The organism is Variovorax sp. J22R115 (assembly GCF_030317005.1).
In the GTDB taxonomy this organism is placed as follows: domain Bacteria; phylum Pseudomonadota; class Gammaproteobacteria; order Burkholderiales; family Burkholderiaceae_C; genus Variovorax.
Genome location: NZ_JASZYM010000001.1, coordinates 571402 through 585363 on the forward strand (window position 1 = coordinate 571402; position 13962 = coordinate 585363).

A 13962-nucleotide genomic window follows, 5' to 3' on the forward strand; every position below is an offset into this window, starting at 1 on the left:
CATGAACAATCTCTGGGGCGATCGCGCCTGGCTGGCCGCAGTGACGATCGGAGTGATCGCGATGTCGGTGCTTCCGTTCGTGGCGAACGACTACCTCGTGGGCACCGGGCTCACGCTGCTGATGTGGCTGGCCCTCACGCAGAGCTGGTGCGTGCTGTCGAAGATGACGGGCTACGTGTCGCTGGGCCACGTGGTCTTCTATGGGCTCGGTGCCTACTTGATGGTGGTGACGTGGCAGCAGCTGCCCTTCGTGCTCGTGATCCTCGCGGCCGGGGGCCTGGCGGCGCTGTTCGCGGCGCTGGTCGGGCTGCCGGTGCTGCGCGTGCGCGGACCCTATTTCGTGATCCTGACCTTCGGCCTCGCGGAACTCGTGAAGTTCAGCATCATGGCGGCCGAGTCGGCGAGCGGCACCGCGAGCCGGATCCTGTTCGGCACGCCGGACCTGGTGGTCGTCTATTTCTCGATGTTCGCGCTGGCGCTGCTGGCAACCGGGTTGCTCACCTGGGTCAGCCGCTCGCGCTTCGGGCACGGCCTGCGTTCGCTGCGCGAGAACGAGGAGGCCGCGGAGACGCTGGGTGTTCCGGTCGTGCGCTTCAAGCTGATCGCGTTCGTCCTGTCGGCGGCGATTCCGGGCATGGTCGGTGCGGTCATGGCCTTGCGCTCGACCTACTTCGTGGTCGGCGGCGTCTTCGATCCGATGATCTCGATCACCGTGATCGCGATGGCGATCCTGGGCGGCGGCGACAACGCCAAGGGGCCGGTGCTCGGCGTGGTGTTCCTGTTCCTGATCCAGGAGCTGCTGTGGGCCAACGCGCCGTTGCTCTACATGATCATCCTCGGTGCGATCCTGATCACCTTCGTGCTGCTGCTGCCGAACGGGCTGGTCGGCCTGGCCGGCGCCCGCGCCCGTCGGCGCGAGGCACGCGCAGCGGGAGCCCGGCCATGAGCGCGCTGCTCTCGGTGCGCGGTCTCGGCAAGCGCTTCGGCGGCCTGACGGCGCTCCACGACGTGTCCTTCGATGTGGGCGCCGGCCAGATCGTCGGCGTGATGGGCGCCAACGGCGCCGGCAAGACCACGCTGTTCAGCCTGATCGCCGGCAATTCTCGGCCCTCCGCGGGGGCCATCGAGTTCGACGGCGCGCCGGTGGTCGGCCTTCGGCCCGACCAGATCTGCCGGCTCGGCGTCGCGCGCACGTTCCAGATCGTCAAGCCCTTCCCCTCGCTCACCGTGCTGGAGAACCTGCGCACCGGCGCGATGTTCGGGCACGCGCAACTCCGGCGCCGGGCGGACGCCGATGCCGCGTCGCTGCAGGTTCTCGAAGAGGTGGGCCTCGCGAGCTTCGCCGAGCGGCCCGCGTCGTCGTTGACGCTGTCGGGGCAGAAGCGCCTCGAGATCGCGCGCTGCGTCGCCACCGGCGCCCGGCTCCTGCTGCTGGACGAGGTCATGGCCGGCCTGACGCCGACGGAGGTCGGGCAGATGCTGGCGACCCTGCGCCATCTGCAGGCAACGCGGGGATTGACGCTGCTGGTGATCGAGCACGTCATGCGCGCGCTGATGGAACTGTGCGGCCGCATCGTCGTGCTGCACCACGGCGAACTGATCGCCGAGGGCACGCCGGCGCAGATCGGCGACAACCAGAAGGTGCTGTCGGTGTACTTCGGAGCGCATGCATGAGCAACACGGCGATGCTGGAAGTCGAGGGCCTGGTCACCGGCTACGGTTCGACGCGCGTGGTCCACGGCCTGTCGCTGAAGGTCCGCGAAGGGGGCGTGACCGCGCTGCTCGGCGCGAACGGGGCCGGCAAGACGACGCTGATGAAGACCCTGTGCGGGCTGTTGCCGGTGCAGGGCGGTGCGCTGCGCTTCCTCGGCGAAGACATCGGCCACGCAGCCGCGGACCGCAGGGTCCTGGCAGGCCTGGTCCTGGTGCCCGAGGGACGCATGGTGTTCCCCTCGCTGACCGTGCACGAGAACCTGCGACTCGGCGGCATCAACGTGCGGGCGCGCCCGCGCTGGAAGCACAACGTCGAGCGGGTGTTCGACATCTTCCCGCGCCTGCGCGAGCGCAGTTCGCAGCAGGCCATGACGCTGTCGGGCGGCGAGCAGCAGATGCTCGCGATCGGGCGCGGCCTGATGGCCGAGCCGCGGCTGATGCTGCTGGACGAGCCGACGCTGGGCCTCGCGCCGGTGATGGCGCTCGAGATCTTCGCGCTGGTGCGCCGCCTGACTTCGGAAGGCCTCACGCTGCTGCTGGCCGAGCAGGACGTGCACCGCACGCTGGAAGTCGCCAACCATGCCTACGTCGTCGAGAACGGACGGGTGGCTGCCGAAGGGCCGGCCGCCGAGATCGCCGGCGATCCGCGCATCCGCCAAGCCTATCTGGGACTCTGACATGCCCGTGACCTACCGCATTCTCGGCGCCCCCTCGCTGGCCGTCGACCTCGCGGGCCACGGCCCGTTCGCTCTGTTCATGCATGGCATCGGCGGCAATCGAAGCAACTGGCGCGCGCAACTGCCGGCCTTTGCCCCGCACTTCGCCTGCGCCGCCTGGGATGCGCGCGGGTATGGCGGCAGCGAGGACTACGAGGGTGCGCTGGCCTTCGACGATTTCGTCGACGATGTGTTGCGCGTGCTCGATCACTTCGGTGTCGAGCGGGCGCACCTCGTCGGCCTGTCCATGGGCGGGCGCATCGCGATGCGCACCGCGCTGCGGCATCCGGACCGCATCGCGACGCTCACGCTGCTCGATACGCACGAGGGCTTCGAAGCCTTCACGCCCGAACAGCGCCAGGCCTTCGTCGACAGCCGGCGTGCGCCGCTGCTCGCGGGCAAGGAGCCGGCTGACATCGCCGATGCGGTGGCCCGGTCGCTGGTCGGGCCGAAGGCGACGCCCGCGCAGTTGCAGCAACTGGTGGACAGCATCGCTGCGCTGCACAAGGCGTCGTATATCAAGTCGCTGCAGGCCACCGTCGATCAGGTGGTGCTCGGCGACATTTCGCTGATCGCGGCGCCGGCCCACTTCGTGGTCGGTGCGGACGACCGCCTGACGCCACCGGCCATGCATCACGAGATGGCGGCCAAGATGGGCGGTGCGCCGGTCAGCGTCCTGCCGGATGCCGGGCACCTGAGCAACATCGAGAACGCCGAGGCGTTCAATCAGGCAGCGATCGAATGGCTGACGCCGCGCGCTTCGATGGGCTCCACGCCCGGGCACTGGCCGATCTGAATCAGGCGCGGTCGGCCGGCCGGGATCAGGCGGGCGGTGTCCGCACTTCTCGAGTCCGGCTCGCCGAAGCGGTGTGGGGGCACGAGCGGGCAGTGGCCCGGCAGCGTTACGGGCTGCGCCGGCGGTAGAGGTAGTCCGCAGGCAAGCCCAGCCGGCGGCAGGCCTGGGCCGCCGGGCTCTCCCGCAGCACGATCCTGTCGGCGAAGCTGCCAGCCCAGTGGACGAGGCGCTTTTCGATGGCGCCTGCGCCGTGCGCGCGCGTCAGTCCCAGGCACTCGCGCACCCACACCGGCGTGATCTCCACGGCCGCGCGAACCAGCAGCCGCTGCACTGGGCGCAATGGGGCAGCGAGGATGGGAGCGTTGCTCATGATGTCCAGGAATTCGAACACGATGGGTGAGGCCTCCAGGCGCCCGCGCATGCGGTCGAACAATGCACTCACCTCGTCCTGCGAAGTTGGCGCATCGAGGGCGCCGTAGAGCCGGGCCGCCGGGGCACCCTCGAGGTAGAGGCGGTCGAACTCGTCCTGCCGCAGCGGACGCACGTACGCATGGTAGGCCTGCACGAATCCGAAGGCGGCCGTCGCCTGCACCCACGTCAACAGGGCGCGATCGTTGGCGGCGTAGGGCTCACCAGCCGGCGTGTGCCCGGCGACTTCACCGTGCCGGCGTACCACGCCCGCGATCATTTTCTCGGCCACGCTTCGTGCCCCGTACACGGTCACCATCGCCGCGAGGCCCGTGCGCTGCAGGCGTTGCATCGGCCGCGTGCGAAACGTGGAGTGCTCCCAGACGCCGGTGCGCACCCGTGGCTCTGCCAGTTCGAGGATCACGGCGGCCACGCCGCCGACGAACATCGCAACCGGGTTCTTGAACACCTGCCACGACATGGAGTCGTGCGGCGCCAATGCCGGCTCTCCGGCCGGCTGGGTGAAGTCCATCGCGGGGGAGCCTCGCGGACGCAGCAGTTCTTGCGCCAGGCTGTCGACCGCGCGCTGGATGAAGGAAGGAAGCGGCAAGGCCGTGGCGGGGTCGTGGGATCGAGAACGCTGCATCGGTTCATTCTGGCCTGCGGCAACGCTTCCACTGTAGGACGGTGGTGGTTCCGGCGCAGTCTTCGCTCGGCGGGCGCCTGACTGAGAAGCGGTTGGCGGACTCGTGTCGACTCGCCCGGGCGAAGGCTTCGTGGCGAGGAGGGCACCGCGATGCTGAAGTGAGTGCCGGCGCCGAAATCATCGATTGAGTGGGGGTGCCAAGCAATTACGGGTATCACTACTTCGAGTTTTTCCACCGACTGTACATCCCGCCCAGAGGCCAGACACCAGTCAAGCTCGTGGCTTGGGATCCGATCAACAAGCGGGAGCGACTTCCTCAGCCTGGAGATGTCCGTCCATGTGGTCGTCGGCAAGGACCGCACCGGCGGGTCCCGCGGCTTCGAGAAGACCATGGGCATGCGCTACCGGAGGAGCCGCTGCGTCGTCAGGGGACAATCTGCGCCAGCCCGCGATCCAGCACGGTGACGTTGCGCGCAGACACCCTGCAGCGGAACCGCACGCCCTCCGATTCACCCATCCACACATCGGTGCGGAGTACGTCGCCCGGATAAACCGGTGCCGAGAATCGCGCGTCGAGGCGTCGTACGCGAGAAGCGTCGCCTCCGGCCGCCATCGTCGCCACCGCATGGCCGGCGACGCCGTAGCTGCAGAGGCCGTGAAGTATGGGGCGCTCGAAACCGGCGAGTCGCGCCACCGCCGGGTCGGCGTGGAGCGGGTTGTCGTCGCCGCTCAACCGGTAGATGAGCGCCGCCTGCTGCGGGATGGCGAAGTCAAGGAAGCGGTCTGGCTCGCGCCTCGGCAGGGGCGGTGCTGCTGGCATGTCGACGGCCGGTCCGCCGAAGCCGCCGTCGGCGCGACAGATGGCGTTGGACCGCAGCACGCAGAGCAATGCACCGTCGGCGTTGTCGAACAGGTCGCGGCGGGTGTGCAGGTGCGCACCGCGGCCGGGGCCCTTGTCGATGATCTCCTCCACCACCATGCGGCCGGTCACGCTGCCGGACACCGGCAGCGGGCGGTGCACGACGAGGCTCTGTTCGCCATGCACCACCGATTGCCAGGCGATGCCGGTGCCGGGATCGCGTTGCCAGAAGCCGGGATGGCCGAGCACCACCGCCATGGTCGGCAGGACCCGCAACCCGTCTTCATAGACATGTTGCAGCTGGTGCGCGTCCATCGGGTTGTTGCCCAAGCCCAGTCCGAGCGCGTAAAGGATGACATCGCGCGGGCCGTAAGTCTGTACCACGTCGGGAAAGACGCGGCTGCGCAGCCGGTCGTAGTCGATCGTCATCGTGTCCCGTTCAGATCGCGTTGCGCTTGCCCCAAACCGGCAAGGGCATGGCGACGGGTTTGATCAGGCCGAAGGGCTCCGGTGCGATGGTGACAATCTTCCGCGCGCGCCACTGATCGTAGGTCGGAAAGGCCCGCGTGTTGCTCTGCGTCGTCGGGTCGAACTTCACGCCCCAGCCCACGATGGTGGAGCCCGCGGGCATGTCGAGGGCGAGCGCGGCCGTGCGGATCTTTTCCGTGTCCATGGCTCCGGCATCCGGCAGGATCCGCTTGAGCAGAAGGTACATCGCGGTGAAGCCCATGCCGGTGTGGGCCGAGGGATCGCGACCGTTGTGCTTCTTGCGGTGCTCCTCGTGGAAGCGCTTGAAGAGCGCCGCCGCCTCCGGCGTGAGACCGGCCGGATTGATGTTCACCGAGGTGCCGGCGTTGAAGACGCCGTTCACGTCGTCCATCAACGCATCGGCGTACTCGCCCACGTTGTGCCCGCCGCCGTTGCCGATCACCGCCTTGAAGTTGAGGCCCGCCTCGCGCGACTGTCGCGCGAACAGGATGCAGTCGGGTGTGTACTGGCAGGCGATCAGCACGTCCGGCTGCAATGACTTGTAGCGCTGCACCATCGACGACATGTCGGTCGTCTTGTAGCTGTAGCTCGTCGCGTCCACGACCGTCACGCCCTTCTGGGCGAGCCATCCCTTGGCGCCCTCGGCGATGGCGGTACCGTTGGCCGAGTCCTCCGTGAGCAGCGCCACCTTCATCTTCGGCACTTCGAGTCCGCAGCCCGGCGCGATGGTGTCGGTCACGAAACGCGCCGCGCCGGCGCCCAGCGTGGTCGCTGGGTAGATCATGCGGAACAGGTACTTGAAGCCGCGCTTGGTCACGTCGTCGGCGACGGCACCCTGCTCGAGGTAGATGACCTTGTTCCGCTCGGCGACCTGGCTTGCCGGCAGCGAGATCGAGCTGGCGTATGAGCCGACGATCACTTTCACGCCGTCTTTGCTGATGAGCCGGTTCGCTTGCGATACCGCCTCCGTGGAGCTGGGAACGTCGGCGACCGCGAACTCGACCTGCTGGCCGAACACGCCGCCCTCGGCATTGGCCCATTCCTGCGCGAGCTGGAAGCCGCGGAAGACGTCGTTTCCGAGCGTCGCCAGGGGCCCGGACAGCGGCAGAAGCACACCGATCTTCAGGGGCGGCTTCTGCGCGAAGACGGAAGGCGATGCTGCCGCGGCAGCCAGGCCGCCGCCAGCCATGGCAGCGAAGGAACGTCGGGAAATCTTGCTCATGCGGTTGTCTCCTGTTGCGTTGGCGAACCGAGGCCGAGATAGATGCGTTGCACCTCGGGATTTTGGGAAAGCTCGCGGCCGGTGCCGCTCAGCGCTGCGTGGCCGTGCTGGATCACGTAGGCGCGGTCCGCCAGTGCCAGTGCGCGGCCGACGTTCTGCTCGACGATCACCAGCGTGACGCCGGTGTCGCGGATGGCGCGGATGGCGTCGTAAACGACGTCGACCGCGATCGGCGCCAGCCCGAGCGAGACCTCGTCGAGCATCAGCACCTCGGGCATCGCGACGAGCCCGCGTGCGATGGCGCACATCTGCTGCTGGCCGCCCGAGAGCGTGCCGCCAAGCTGCTGCGCCCGCTCCGCGAGGATCGGGAACAGGCGATGCACGTAGTCCAGTCGCTCGGCCAGATGCGGCCGGGCGCGTTTGGAGTACGCACCGAGCTCCAGGTTGCGTCGCACGTTCATGCGCTGGAACAGGCGCCGACCCTCGGGCACCAGCACCACGCCGCGCTCGACGATCGCATCGCTCGGCTCGCCGCCGATCGCGACACCATCGAGCAGGATGCTGCCGCGCGTGGGCTTCACCAGTCCGGCGATCGTGCGCATGAGTGTCGTCTTGCCGACGCCGTTGGAGCCGACGATCGCAACGACTTCGCCGCGGCGCACGGCCATGCTCATGCCGAACAGCACCTGAGTGTCACCGTAGCCGGCATCGACGTTCTTCACTTCAAGCATGGGCGGGCTCCATGGCGGTATCGCCCAGGTAGGCACGGACGACGGCGGGATTGCGCATGACCTCCAGCGGCGCGCCGTCCGCGATCTTCCTGCCCGTGTCCATGACCACGAGCCGATCGCAGATGCCCATCACCGCCTCCATGTTGTGCTCCACGAAGAGCACCGTCGTGCCTTCGCTGCGCACGGCGCGGATCAGGTCGAGCATGGCGCCGACCTCCGAGGAGTTGAGTCCCGCCAGCACCTCGTCGAGCAGCAGCATGCGCGGCGTCGTGGCCAGCGCGCGGCCCACCTCCAGGCGCTTCTTCTCGGCGGTCGTGAGGGATGGCGTCGGCAGGTCGAGTCGCGCGCCCAGCCCGACGCGGCGTGCGACGTCGCTCGCTGCGGCGCGCGCCTCGTCCACGCGGCGCCGGTGCAGCATGCTGCCGGTCATGATGGTTTCGAGCACCGTCATCGAATGGAAGGTCTGCGGAATCTGGAAGGTCCGCGCAAGACCACGCCGGCAGATGCCCGCCGACGACATGCCGGCCAGCGAGTGGCCCTCGAACAGGATGTCGCCGCCGTCCGGTGCGATGGCGCCCGCGACGAGGTTGAAGAGCGTGGTCTTGCCGGCGCCGTTCGGGCCGATCAACCCGAAGATCTCTCCGGCCGTGACCTCGAAGTCCACCGCATCGACGGCGACCAGCCCGCCGAAGCGCTTGGTGAGTTTCCGGACCTGCAGCATCATTCGCCTCCCGCGGGCACGATGGCCGGACGCCCGGCGGGCTGCCGTCGGCGACGATGCACCCACGCGCGCAGATCCTGCAGACCGCCCACCAGGCCCTGGGGCAGCAGCACCACGATCACCACCAGCATGAGCCCGTAGACCACCAGGTGGGTGCCGGAAGCCGAACTTCCGAACGCCTCCACAAGGAACTCGCGAAAGGGCAGGGCGATCGCAGCGCCGAGCACCGGGCCCGCCAGCGTCCCCACGCCGCCCAGGATCGCCATCAGCGCCAGGTCCACCGAGAAGCTGATGGTGAAGACCGTGCCCGGCTCGATGTACATGACGTACTGCGCCATCAGCGTGCCGCCGATGGAGGTGAGCGCTGCGCTGACCACGAGCGCGAGCAGCTTGTAGCGTCGCACGGGCACGCCCGCGGCGTCGGCGGCCTCTTCGTTGTCGCGGATTGCGCGCAGGTAGAAGCCCGTGTAGCTGCGCGACAGCAGGAAGGCAGCGGCGAGCACGACCGCCAGGTAGCCGCCCGCCAGCCAGACATAGCTGCTGCGGTCCGAGAACACCATGCGGGCCAAGCCCGGGACGAAGTCCACGCTCAGGCCGTAGGGCAGCTCGACGAACTTGCGCGAGTAGATCAGCAGGATGCGCACGGTCTCGCCGAAGGCCAGCGTGGCCATCGCGAAGAAGACGCCGCGCATGCGGAAGGTCGGGAAGGCGATGATCACGACCAGCACGATGCTGAAGACTGCGCCCGCCAGCATTCCCAGCCACGGACTGATGCCCGCATAGTTCAGCAGGATGGTGGAGGTGTAGGCGCCGATGCCGAAGAAGGCCGTGTGGCCGAGCGAGAACTGTCCGGCCATGCCGCCCACGATGTTCCAGGCGGAGGCCAGGCCCGCATAGATCAGCGTGAGGATCAGCAGGTTGAGATAGTGGTCGTTGCTGGGGACCAGCGCGCCAGCGATGACGACGGCCGCCAGCACGCCGGCCCAAGCCGCGTCGCGGCCGCTTGCAATGAGGTAGCGCGACTTCATTTGAGTGCCTCCTTTTCTGCGCCCTTGACGCCGAACAGGCCGTGCGGTCGGACCGCGAGCAGCAGGATCAGCAGCACGAAGTGCGTGGCTTCCTTCAGATCGGGGCTGATGAAGCCGGTGATCGATTCCACGACGCCCAGCACCAGGCCACCAATGACCGTGCCCGGAAGACTCGCGAGGCCGCCCAGCACCACCACGACGAAGGCCACCAGCACGAAGAAGGTGCCCACCGACGGAAATGCATAGAAGCTGGGAACGAGAACTGCGCCCGCGATGCCGGTCAGCCCGATCCCGAGACCGAAGGTGATGAGGAAGATGCGACTCGGGTTGACGCCCATCAGCCGGGCGGCCACGATGTCCTGCGAGATCGCCTCGATCGCGCGGCCGAGGAAGGTCGCGCGCATGAAGACCACCACCGCGCCCAGGATGGCCGCGGCGAAGCCGAAGGCCACCAGCCGGTTGCTGCTGATCGTGATGCCGAGCAGGTCGACGGACTCGGCACCGGCCGGCATGACCTGCACTGTCCGGTAGTCGGCGCTCCACAGCAGCAGCGCCAGGTTCTGCAGCGCGATGCCCAGCCCGAGCGTGGCGAATACCTGGGTCATTTCCGGCTTGTAGATGGTGAAGCGCATCAGGCACCAATAGAAGAGCAGGCCGAGGACGAAGAAGGCCGCGCCGATCAGGGGAGCACCGAAGTAGGGGTTGATGCCGGTTCCCCGCATCAGCCAGTAGCCGGCGTACATGCCGAGCATCAGGAATTCGCCATGCGCGAAATTGACCACCTTCGCCACGCCGAAGATGAGATTGAGCCCGAGTGCGCAGAGGGCGTAGACGCCGCCGAGCAGCACGCCCGAGACGATGAGTTGAATGAGGACCTGCATGGGAAGGGGCTGTCTCCGAGGGGGCGGGTTTTGCCGAGGCGTCTCGAATAAAATAGTTTATAAACTACAGGATGTATTGAATGGGCTGCCCCTGATCCTGTCAAGGGGGCAACACCCGGGGTGCCGCCGGGCATCGACAGCCACGCATTGCAAGAACCCGCACAGCAGTCAACGACAACCTTTCCGAACTTTTCTGCCATGACCATCCAGCGCTCGCTCACCACCACCCGTCCCAGCCCCGAACTCATTGCCGCGGTGCTCGAGGAAGCCGGGATCGATGCCGTGTTCGGCATCTCCGGCGGCCACACCGGCCGCATCTTTGGCGCGCTGGAGAAACGGCAGGACACGATCCGGACCGTGCTGGTGCGCGAGGAGTCGCTGGCCGCCGTCATGGCCGAGGTCTACGGACGCCTCACGCGCAAGCCGGGCGTCGTGCTCGGGCAGGGGCCCTGGGTGCTGGGCAATGGACTGGTCGGCACGATCGAGGCCCGCCTCTCGAGCTCGCCGATGCTGCTGCTGACCGACTTCAGCGACACGCCCCCGTTCGGCCTGCATGCCCCGTACCAGTCGGGCACTGGCGAGTACGGCAACTGGGATGCGCGCCAGGCATTCGGCGGCATCACCAAGCAGGTGTTCGCCGTGCACGACGCGACCGCGGCGGTGCAGGCGACGCAACTCGCCATCAAGCACGCGCTCAGCGGCCAGCCGGGACCGGTGGCCGTGATCTACGGACTCGAGGCGCTCACGGGCCATGTCGGCCCCGACTCGCAGCCGCGGCTCTATCCGACGCGCCACTACCTGCCCGTGGCGCTGCCGCCAGCGGCCCCGAAGGCGGTGGAGGGCGCCATCGCCGCGCTGCGTGCGGCGCGCCGCCCGGTGCTGGTCGCCGGCAACGGTGTGCGACTCGCCGCTGCGTACGAGCCGCTGCGCCGCTTCGCCGAGGCCGCCGGCCTGCCGGTGGTGACCACGCCTTCGGGCAAGGGCGTGCTCGCGGAGACGCATCCGCTCGCGCTCGGCGTGTTCGGCACTTTCGGAACCGACGGCGCGAACGCTTGCGTCGGGGAGGCCGATCTGGTCGTCGTCGTGGGATCCAAGCTCACGGCGTCGGACACTGCCCGGGAAAGCCCGTTGCTGCTCGACCCGGAGCGCCAGGCCTTCATCCAGATCGACGTGGAGCCGCGCAATGCGTCGTGGACCTTCCCGGCCGAACATGTGCTGCTGGGCGACGCCGGCACGGTGCTCGACCAGATGCGCGACGCACTTGCCGGCGCGACGCCCTCGGACGGGATCGAGCGCGTGAAGGGCCACCGAGCGCGCCACGGTCACTTCGACGGCGAAGCGTACCGGTCGGGGGCCAGTCCGCTGATGCCCCAGCGCATCATCGCGGAGCTGCAGCGCCACCTGCCGGAGGATGTGGTGATCACGTGCGACGCGGGCGAGAACCGCATCTTCATGACGCATTGCTACCAGACGCGCTCGGCCGGCGCCTTCCTGCAGGCGGCGGGGGCGGGGCCGATGGGCTTCGGCATTCCCGCGGCGCTCGCGGCAAAGCTGGTGCACCCCGATCGACCGGTGGTCGCGGTGTGCGGCGACGGCGGCTTCGCCATGACGATGAACGGCCTGATGACCGCGGTCGAGCAGGCGCTGCCGATCATCGTGGTGATCTTCAACAACCAGGCGCTCGGCTGGTCACTCCATTCGCGCGGACCGTTCGCGACCACGCTGGGCGACTTCGACCATGCCGCGATCGCACGCGGCATGGGCTGCGAGGGCATCCGCGTGACCGAAGCGTCCAAGCTCGGTGCCGCCCTGCAGGCCGCGCTCGTGGCCGACCGGCCGACCGTCATCGACGTGCTCACCTCCCTCGAAGTTTCTTTCGAGGACCTGACTTCGGCACTTGCCGCGCCGCCTGCGAGAGCGTCCTCGACTGTCGATGCGCTCCGCGCCCCGATTTCCCGCCACAACCAAGGAGACAAGACATGACATCCCCGATCCGCGAACTGGCCGCCGGGCTGCGCTTTCCCGAAGGGCCCATCGCGATGCCCGATGGTTCCGTGCTGCTGGTGGAGATCGAGGGCAAGACGTTCACGCGGGTCGGCGCCGACGGCCGCGTCGAGCGCATTGCGAAGCTCGCCGGTGGGCCCAACGGCGCGGCGATCGGCCCCGACGGGAAGGTCTACATCTGCAACAACGGCGGCTTCAAGTGGCACGACAGTGCCGAGCACGGCATTCGCCCGATCGGCCAGGCCGAGGACTATGCCGGCGGCTGGATCGAGACAGTCGACCTCCGCAATGGCCGGGTCGAGCGCCTGTACGAGCGAAGCGACGCGGCGCCGCTGCATGGGCCGAACGACCTGGTGTTCGACCGGCACGGCGGCTTCTGGTTCACCGATCACGGAAAGACCCGGCCGCGCGACGTCGATCGCGGAAGTGTCTGCTACGCCAGGGCCGACGGATCGCAGATCCGGGAGCTGATCTTTCCGCTGTGGTCGCCGAACGGCATCGGCCTGTCGGCCGACGAGCGCACGCTCTACGTGGCCGAGACATTCACAGGCCGTGTCTGGGCCTTCGACCTGAGTGCACCGGGCGAGATCGCGAAGGAGCCCTGGCCGCAATCGCCGAACGGCGGACGGCTGGTCGTGGGCCTGCCCGGCTACCAGAACCTCGATTCGCTGGCGATCGACAGCGAGGGCAACGTCTGCGTCGCGACCCTGGCGAACGGCGGCATCACGGTGATCGCACCGGACGGCAGCAAGGTCAGCCACGTGCCGACGCCGGACGCGATGACGACCAACATTTGCTTCGGCGGCGCGGCCCTGCGCACCGCCTACATCACGCTGTCGAGTACCGGCAAGCTGGTGGCCATGGACTGGCCGCGGCCGGGGCTGCCGCTGAACTACCTCAACACCTGAAGGCCCGGGCATTGCGCGGGCTCGAGCTCGGGCACTGCGCTCAGCGCCCGGACCAGCGCGGCGGGCGCTTCTCGATGAACGCGCGCGGTCCTTCCTGGTAATCCTCGCTGGCCGCGACGATGGCCATGCCGGCGATGCTGCGCTGGCGCAGCGCCGTCTCGTCGAGGTCGAGGGACGCACGGGCGACGCGCAGGCTCTCGCGCACGGCCACCGGCGCATTCGCTGCGATCTGGGACGCCAGCTGCAACGCCTCGTCGAGCACCCGCGCCGGTTCGACGAGCCGGTTGACGAGGCCGAAGCGGTGCGCGCGTTCGGCGTCGATCGGCAGCGCCGTGGCGATCATCTCGAGGGCGATATTGGCGGGCAGCGCCCGTGGCAGGCGGTAGAGGCCGCCTGCGGCGGCGATCAGCCCGCGCAGCACCTCCGGCAAGCCGAAGGAGGCACGCGGGGACGCGACGACCATGTCGCAGGCCAGGACCAGTTCGCAGCCGCCGGCGAGCGCCTTGCCGTCGACGGCGACGATCCAGGGCTTGTCGCGCTTCGCGAACACCAGGCCCGCGAAGCCGCCGCGTTCGGTGCGCAGGCTGGCACGCCTGCCGGCCGATATTTCCTTGAGGTCGGCGCCGGCGCAGAACACCTCGGGGTGCGAACTGGCGAGCACCACGGCACGGATGCTTGGGTCGCCTTCCGTCGCATCGACGATGGCCTCCAGCGCCGCCGCGACCGCGCCGTTGACGGCATTGCGCGCCTCGGGCCGATTCAGTGTGACGACGGCCGTGTGGCCGTCGCGTACTTCGAAGCGCACCACGGCATCGCGCGCGCGGAGATCCGACATGGCGG

14 protein-coding genes are annotated in these 13962 nt (G+C 68.5%); 6 read left to right on the top strand and 8 right to left on the bottom strand.

The annotated features are described in order from the left end of the window. Window position 1 precedes the first annotated feature (1 nt). Genes QTI04_RS02525 through QTI04_RS02540 form a run of 4 tightly spaced genes read left to right on the top strand, consistent with a single transcriptional unit; the run spans window position 2 to window position 3225 of the window. Entirely contained in the window at window positions 2–946 is a 945-nt protein-coding gene (locus QTI04_RS02525; protein WP_286614062.1) for a branched-chain amino acid ABC transporter permease, read from the top strand. Then, complete coding sequence (locus QTI04_RS02530; RefSeq protein ID WP_286614063.1) at window positions 943–1674, top strand: ABC transporter ATP-binding protein; 732 nt, start codon at window positions 943–945, stop codon at window positions 1672–1674. The genes QTI04_RS02525 and QTI04_RS02530 overlap by 4 nt, the downstream gene beginning before the upstream one ends. Beyond that, window positions 1671–2390, top strand: a complete 720-nt coding sequence (locus QTI04_RS02535) for an ABC transporter ATP-binding protein (protein ID WP_286614064.1) — start codon at window positions 1671–1673, stop codon at window positions 2388–2390. The genes QTI04_RS02530 and QTI04_RS02535 overlap by 4 nt, the downstream gene beginning before the upstream one ends. 1 nt (window position 2391) lies before the next feature. After that, window positions 2392–3225, top strand: coding sequence for an alpha/beta fold hydrolase (locus QTI04_RS02540; RefSeq protein ID WP_286614065.1), 834 nt, complete (start codon window positions 2392–2394; stop codon window positions 3223–3225). A 106-nt stretch (window positions 3226–3331) separates the two neighbouring features. On the opposite strand, the gene QTI04_RS02545 is transcribed toward QTI04_RS02540, so the two are convergent. The 7 genes from QTI04_RS02545 to QTI04_RS02575 all read right to left on the bottom strand — a co-directional run bounded on the left by QTI04_RS02545 (window position 3332) and on the right by QTI04_RS02575 (window position 10210). Next, window positions 3332–4279, bottom strand: a complete 948-nt coding sequence (locus QTI04_RS02545) for an oxygenase MpaB family protein (RefSeq protein WP_286614066.1) — start codon at window positions 4277–4279, stop codon at window positions 3332–3334. A 424-nt stretch (window positions 4280–4703) separates the two neighbouring features. Then, on the bottom strand, window positions 4704–5567 hold the full coding sequence (locus QTI04_RS02550; RefSeq protein WP_286614067.1) for a MaoC/PaaZ C-terminal domain-containing protein: 864 nt from the start codon (window positions 5565–5567) through the stop codon (window positions 4704–4706). Between the two features lie 10 nt (window positions 5568–5577). After that, a complete protein-coding gene (locus QTI04_RS02555; RefSeq protein ID WP_286603921.1) occupies window positions 5578–6849 on the bottom strand; it encodes an ABC transporter substrate-binding protein in 1272 nt (423 codons plus the stop codon). Continuing rightward, a complete protein-coding gene (locus QTI04_RS02560; RefSeq protein ID WP_286614068.1) occupies window positions 6846–7580 on the bottom strand; it encodes an ABC transporter ATP-binding protein in 735 nt (244 codons plus the stop codon). Before QTI04_RS02560 ends, QTI04_RS02555 begins: the two co-directional genes overlap by 4 nt. Next, complete coding sequence (locus QTI04_RS02565) at window positions 7573–8301, bottom strand: ABC transporter ATP-binding protein (RefSeq protein ID WP_286603924.1); 729 nt, start codon at window positions 8299–8301, stop codon at window positions 7573–7575. Before QTI04_RS02565 ends, QTI04_RS02560 begins: the two co-directional genes overlap by 8 nt. Beyond that, the gene (locus QTI04_RS02570; RefSeq protein WP_286614069.1) at window positions 8301–9329 is read right to left on the bottom strand and encodes a branched-chain amino acid ABC transporter permease; all 1029 of its coding nucleotides are present in this window, start codon (window positions 9327–9329) and stop codon (window positions 8301–8303) included. The genes QTI04_RS02565 and QTI04_RS02570 overlap by 1 nt, the downstream gene beginning before the upstream one ends. After that, window positions 9326–10210 (bottom strand): branched-chain amino acid ABC transporter permease, encoded by an 885-nt coding sequence (locus QTI04_RS02575; protein ID WP_286603927.1) that lies wholly within the window; start codon window positions 10208–10210, stop codon window positions 9326–9328. The genes QTI04_RS02570 and QTI04_RS02575 overlap by 4 nt, the downstream gene beginning before the upstream one ends. Before the next feature lie 198 nt (window positions 10211–10408). On the opposite strand from QTI04_RS02575, the gene QTI04_RS02580 reads away from it, so the two are divergent. Together QTI04_RS02580 and QTI04_RS02585 are read left to right on the top strand one after the other, a co-directional pair. Then, the gene (locus tag QTI04_RS02580) at window positions 10409–12193 is read left to right on the top strand and encodes a thiamine pyrophosphate-binding protein (RefSeq protein ID WP_286614070.1); all 1785 of its coding nucleotides are present in this window, start codon (window positions 10409–10411) and stop codon (window positions 12191–12193) included. Next, window positions 12190–13122 carry an SMP-30/gluconolactonase/LRE family protein gene (locus tag QTI04_RS02585; protein WP_286614071.1) on the top strand — a complete coding sequence of 311 codons (933 nt, stop codon included), beginning with the start codon at window positions 12190–12192 and terminating at the stop codon, window positions 13120–13122. The genes QTI04_RS02580 and QTI04_RS02585 overlap by 4 nt, the downstream gene beginning before the upstream one ends. A gap of 40 nt (window positions 13123–13162) precedes the next feature. Here the strand turns inward: QTI04_RS02585 and QTI04_RS02590 are convergent, their stop codons facing one another. Then, entirely contained in the window at window positions 13163–13957 is a 795-nt protein-coding gene (locus tag QTI04_RS02590) for an enoyl-CoA hydratase-related protein (RefSeq protein WP_286614072.1), read from the bottom strand. Window positions 13958–13962 lie beyond the last annotated feature (5 nt).

Coding starts and splice junctions, on each gene's coding strand:
- QTI04_RS02525 (WP_286614062.1), top strand. CDS start 2: ATGAACAATCTCTGGGGCGATCGCGCCTGGCTGGCCGCAGTGACGATC.
- QTI04_RS02530 (WP_286614063.1), top strand. CDS start 943: ATGAGCGCGCTGCTCTCGGTGCGCGGTCTCGGCAAGCGCTTCGGCGGC.
- QTI04_RS02535 (WP_286614064.1), top strand. CDS start 1,671: ATGAGCAACACGGCGATGCTGGAAGTCGAGGGCCTGGTCACCGGCTAC.
- QTI04_RS02540 (WP_286614065.1), top strand. CDS start 2,392: ATGCCCGTGACCTACCGCATTCTCGGCGCCCCCTCGCTGGCCGTCGAC.
- QTI04_RS02545 (WP_286614066.1), bottom strand. CDS start 4,279: ATGCAGCGTTCTCGATCCCACGACCCCGCCACGGCCTTGCCGCTTCCT.
- QTI04_RS02550 (WP_286614067.1), bottom strand. CDS start 5,567: ATGACGATCGACTACGACCGGCTGCGCAGCCGCGTCTTTCCCGACGTG.
- QTI04_RS02555 (WP_286603921.1), bottom strand. CDS start 6,849: ATGAGCAAGATTTCCCGACGTTCCTTCGCTGCCATGGCTGGCGGCGGC.
- QTI04_RS02560 (WP_286614068.1), bottom strand. CDS start 7,580: ATGCTTGAAGTGAAGAACGTCGATGCCGGCTACGGTGACACTCAGGTG.
- QTI04_RS02565 (WP_286603924.1), bottom strand. CDS start 8,301: ATGCTGCAGGTCCGGAAACTCACCAAGCGCTTCGGCGGGCTGGTCGCC.
- QTI04_RS02570 (WP_286614069.1), bottom strand. CDS start 9,329: ATGAAGTCGCGCTACCTCATTGCAAGCGGCCGCGACGCGGCTTGGGCC.
- QTI04_RS02575 (WP_286603927.1), bottom strand. CDS start 10,210: ATGCAGGTCCTCATTCAACTCATCGTCTCGGGCGTGCTGCTCGGCGGC.
- QTI04_RS02580 (WP_286614070.1), top strand. CDS start 10,409: ATGACCATCCAGCGCTCGCTCACCACCACCCGTCCCAGCCCCGAACTC.
- QTI04_RS02585 (WP_286614071.1), top strand. CDS start 12,190: ATGACATCCCCGATCCGCGAACTGGCCGCCGGGCTGCGCTTTCCCGAA.
- QTI04_RS02590 (WP_286614072.1), bottom strand. CDS start 13,957: ATGTCGGATCTCCGCGCGCGCGATGCCGTGGTGCGCTTCGAAGTACGC.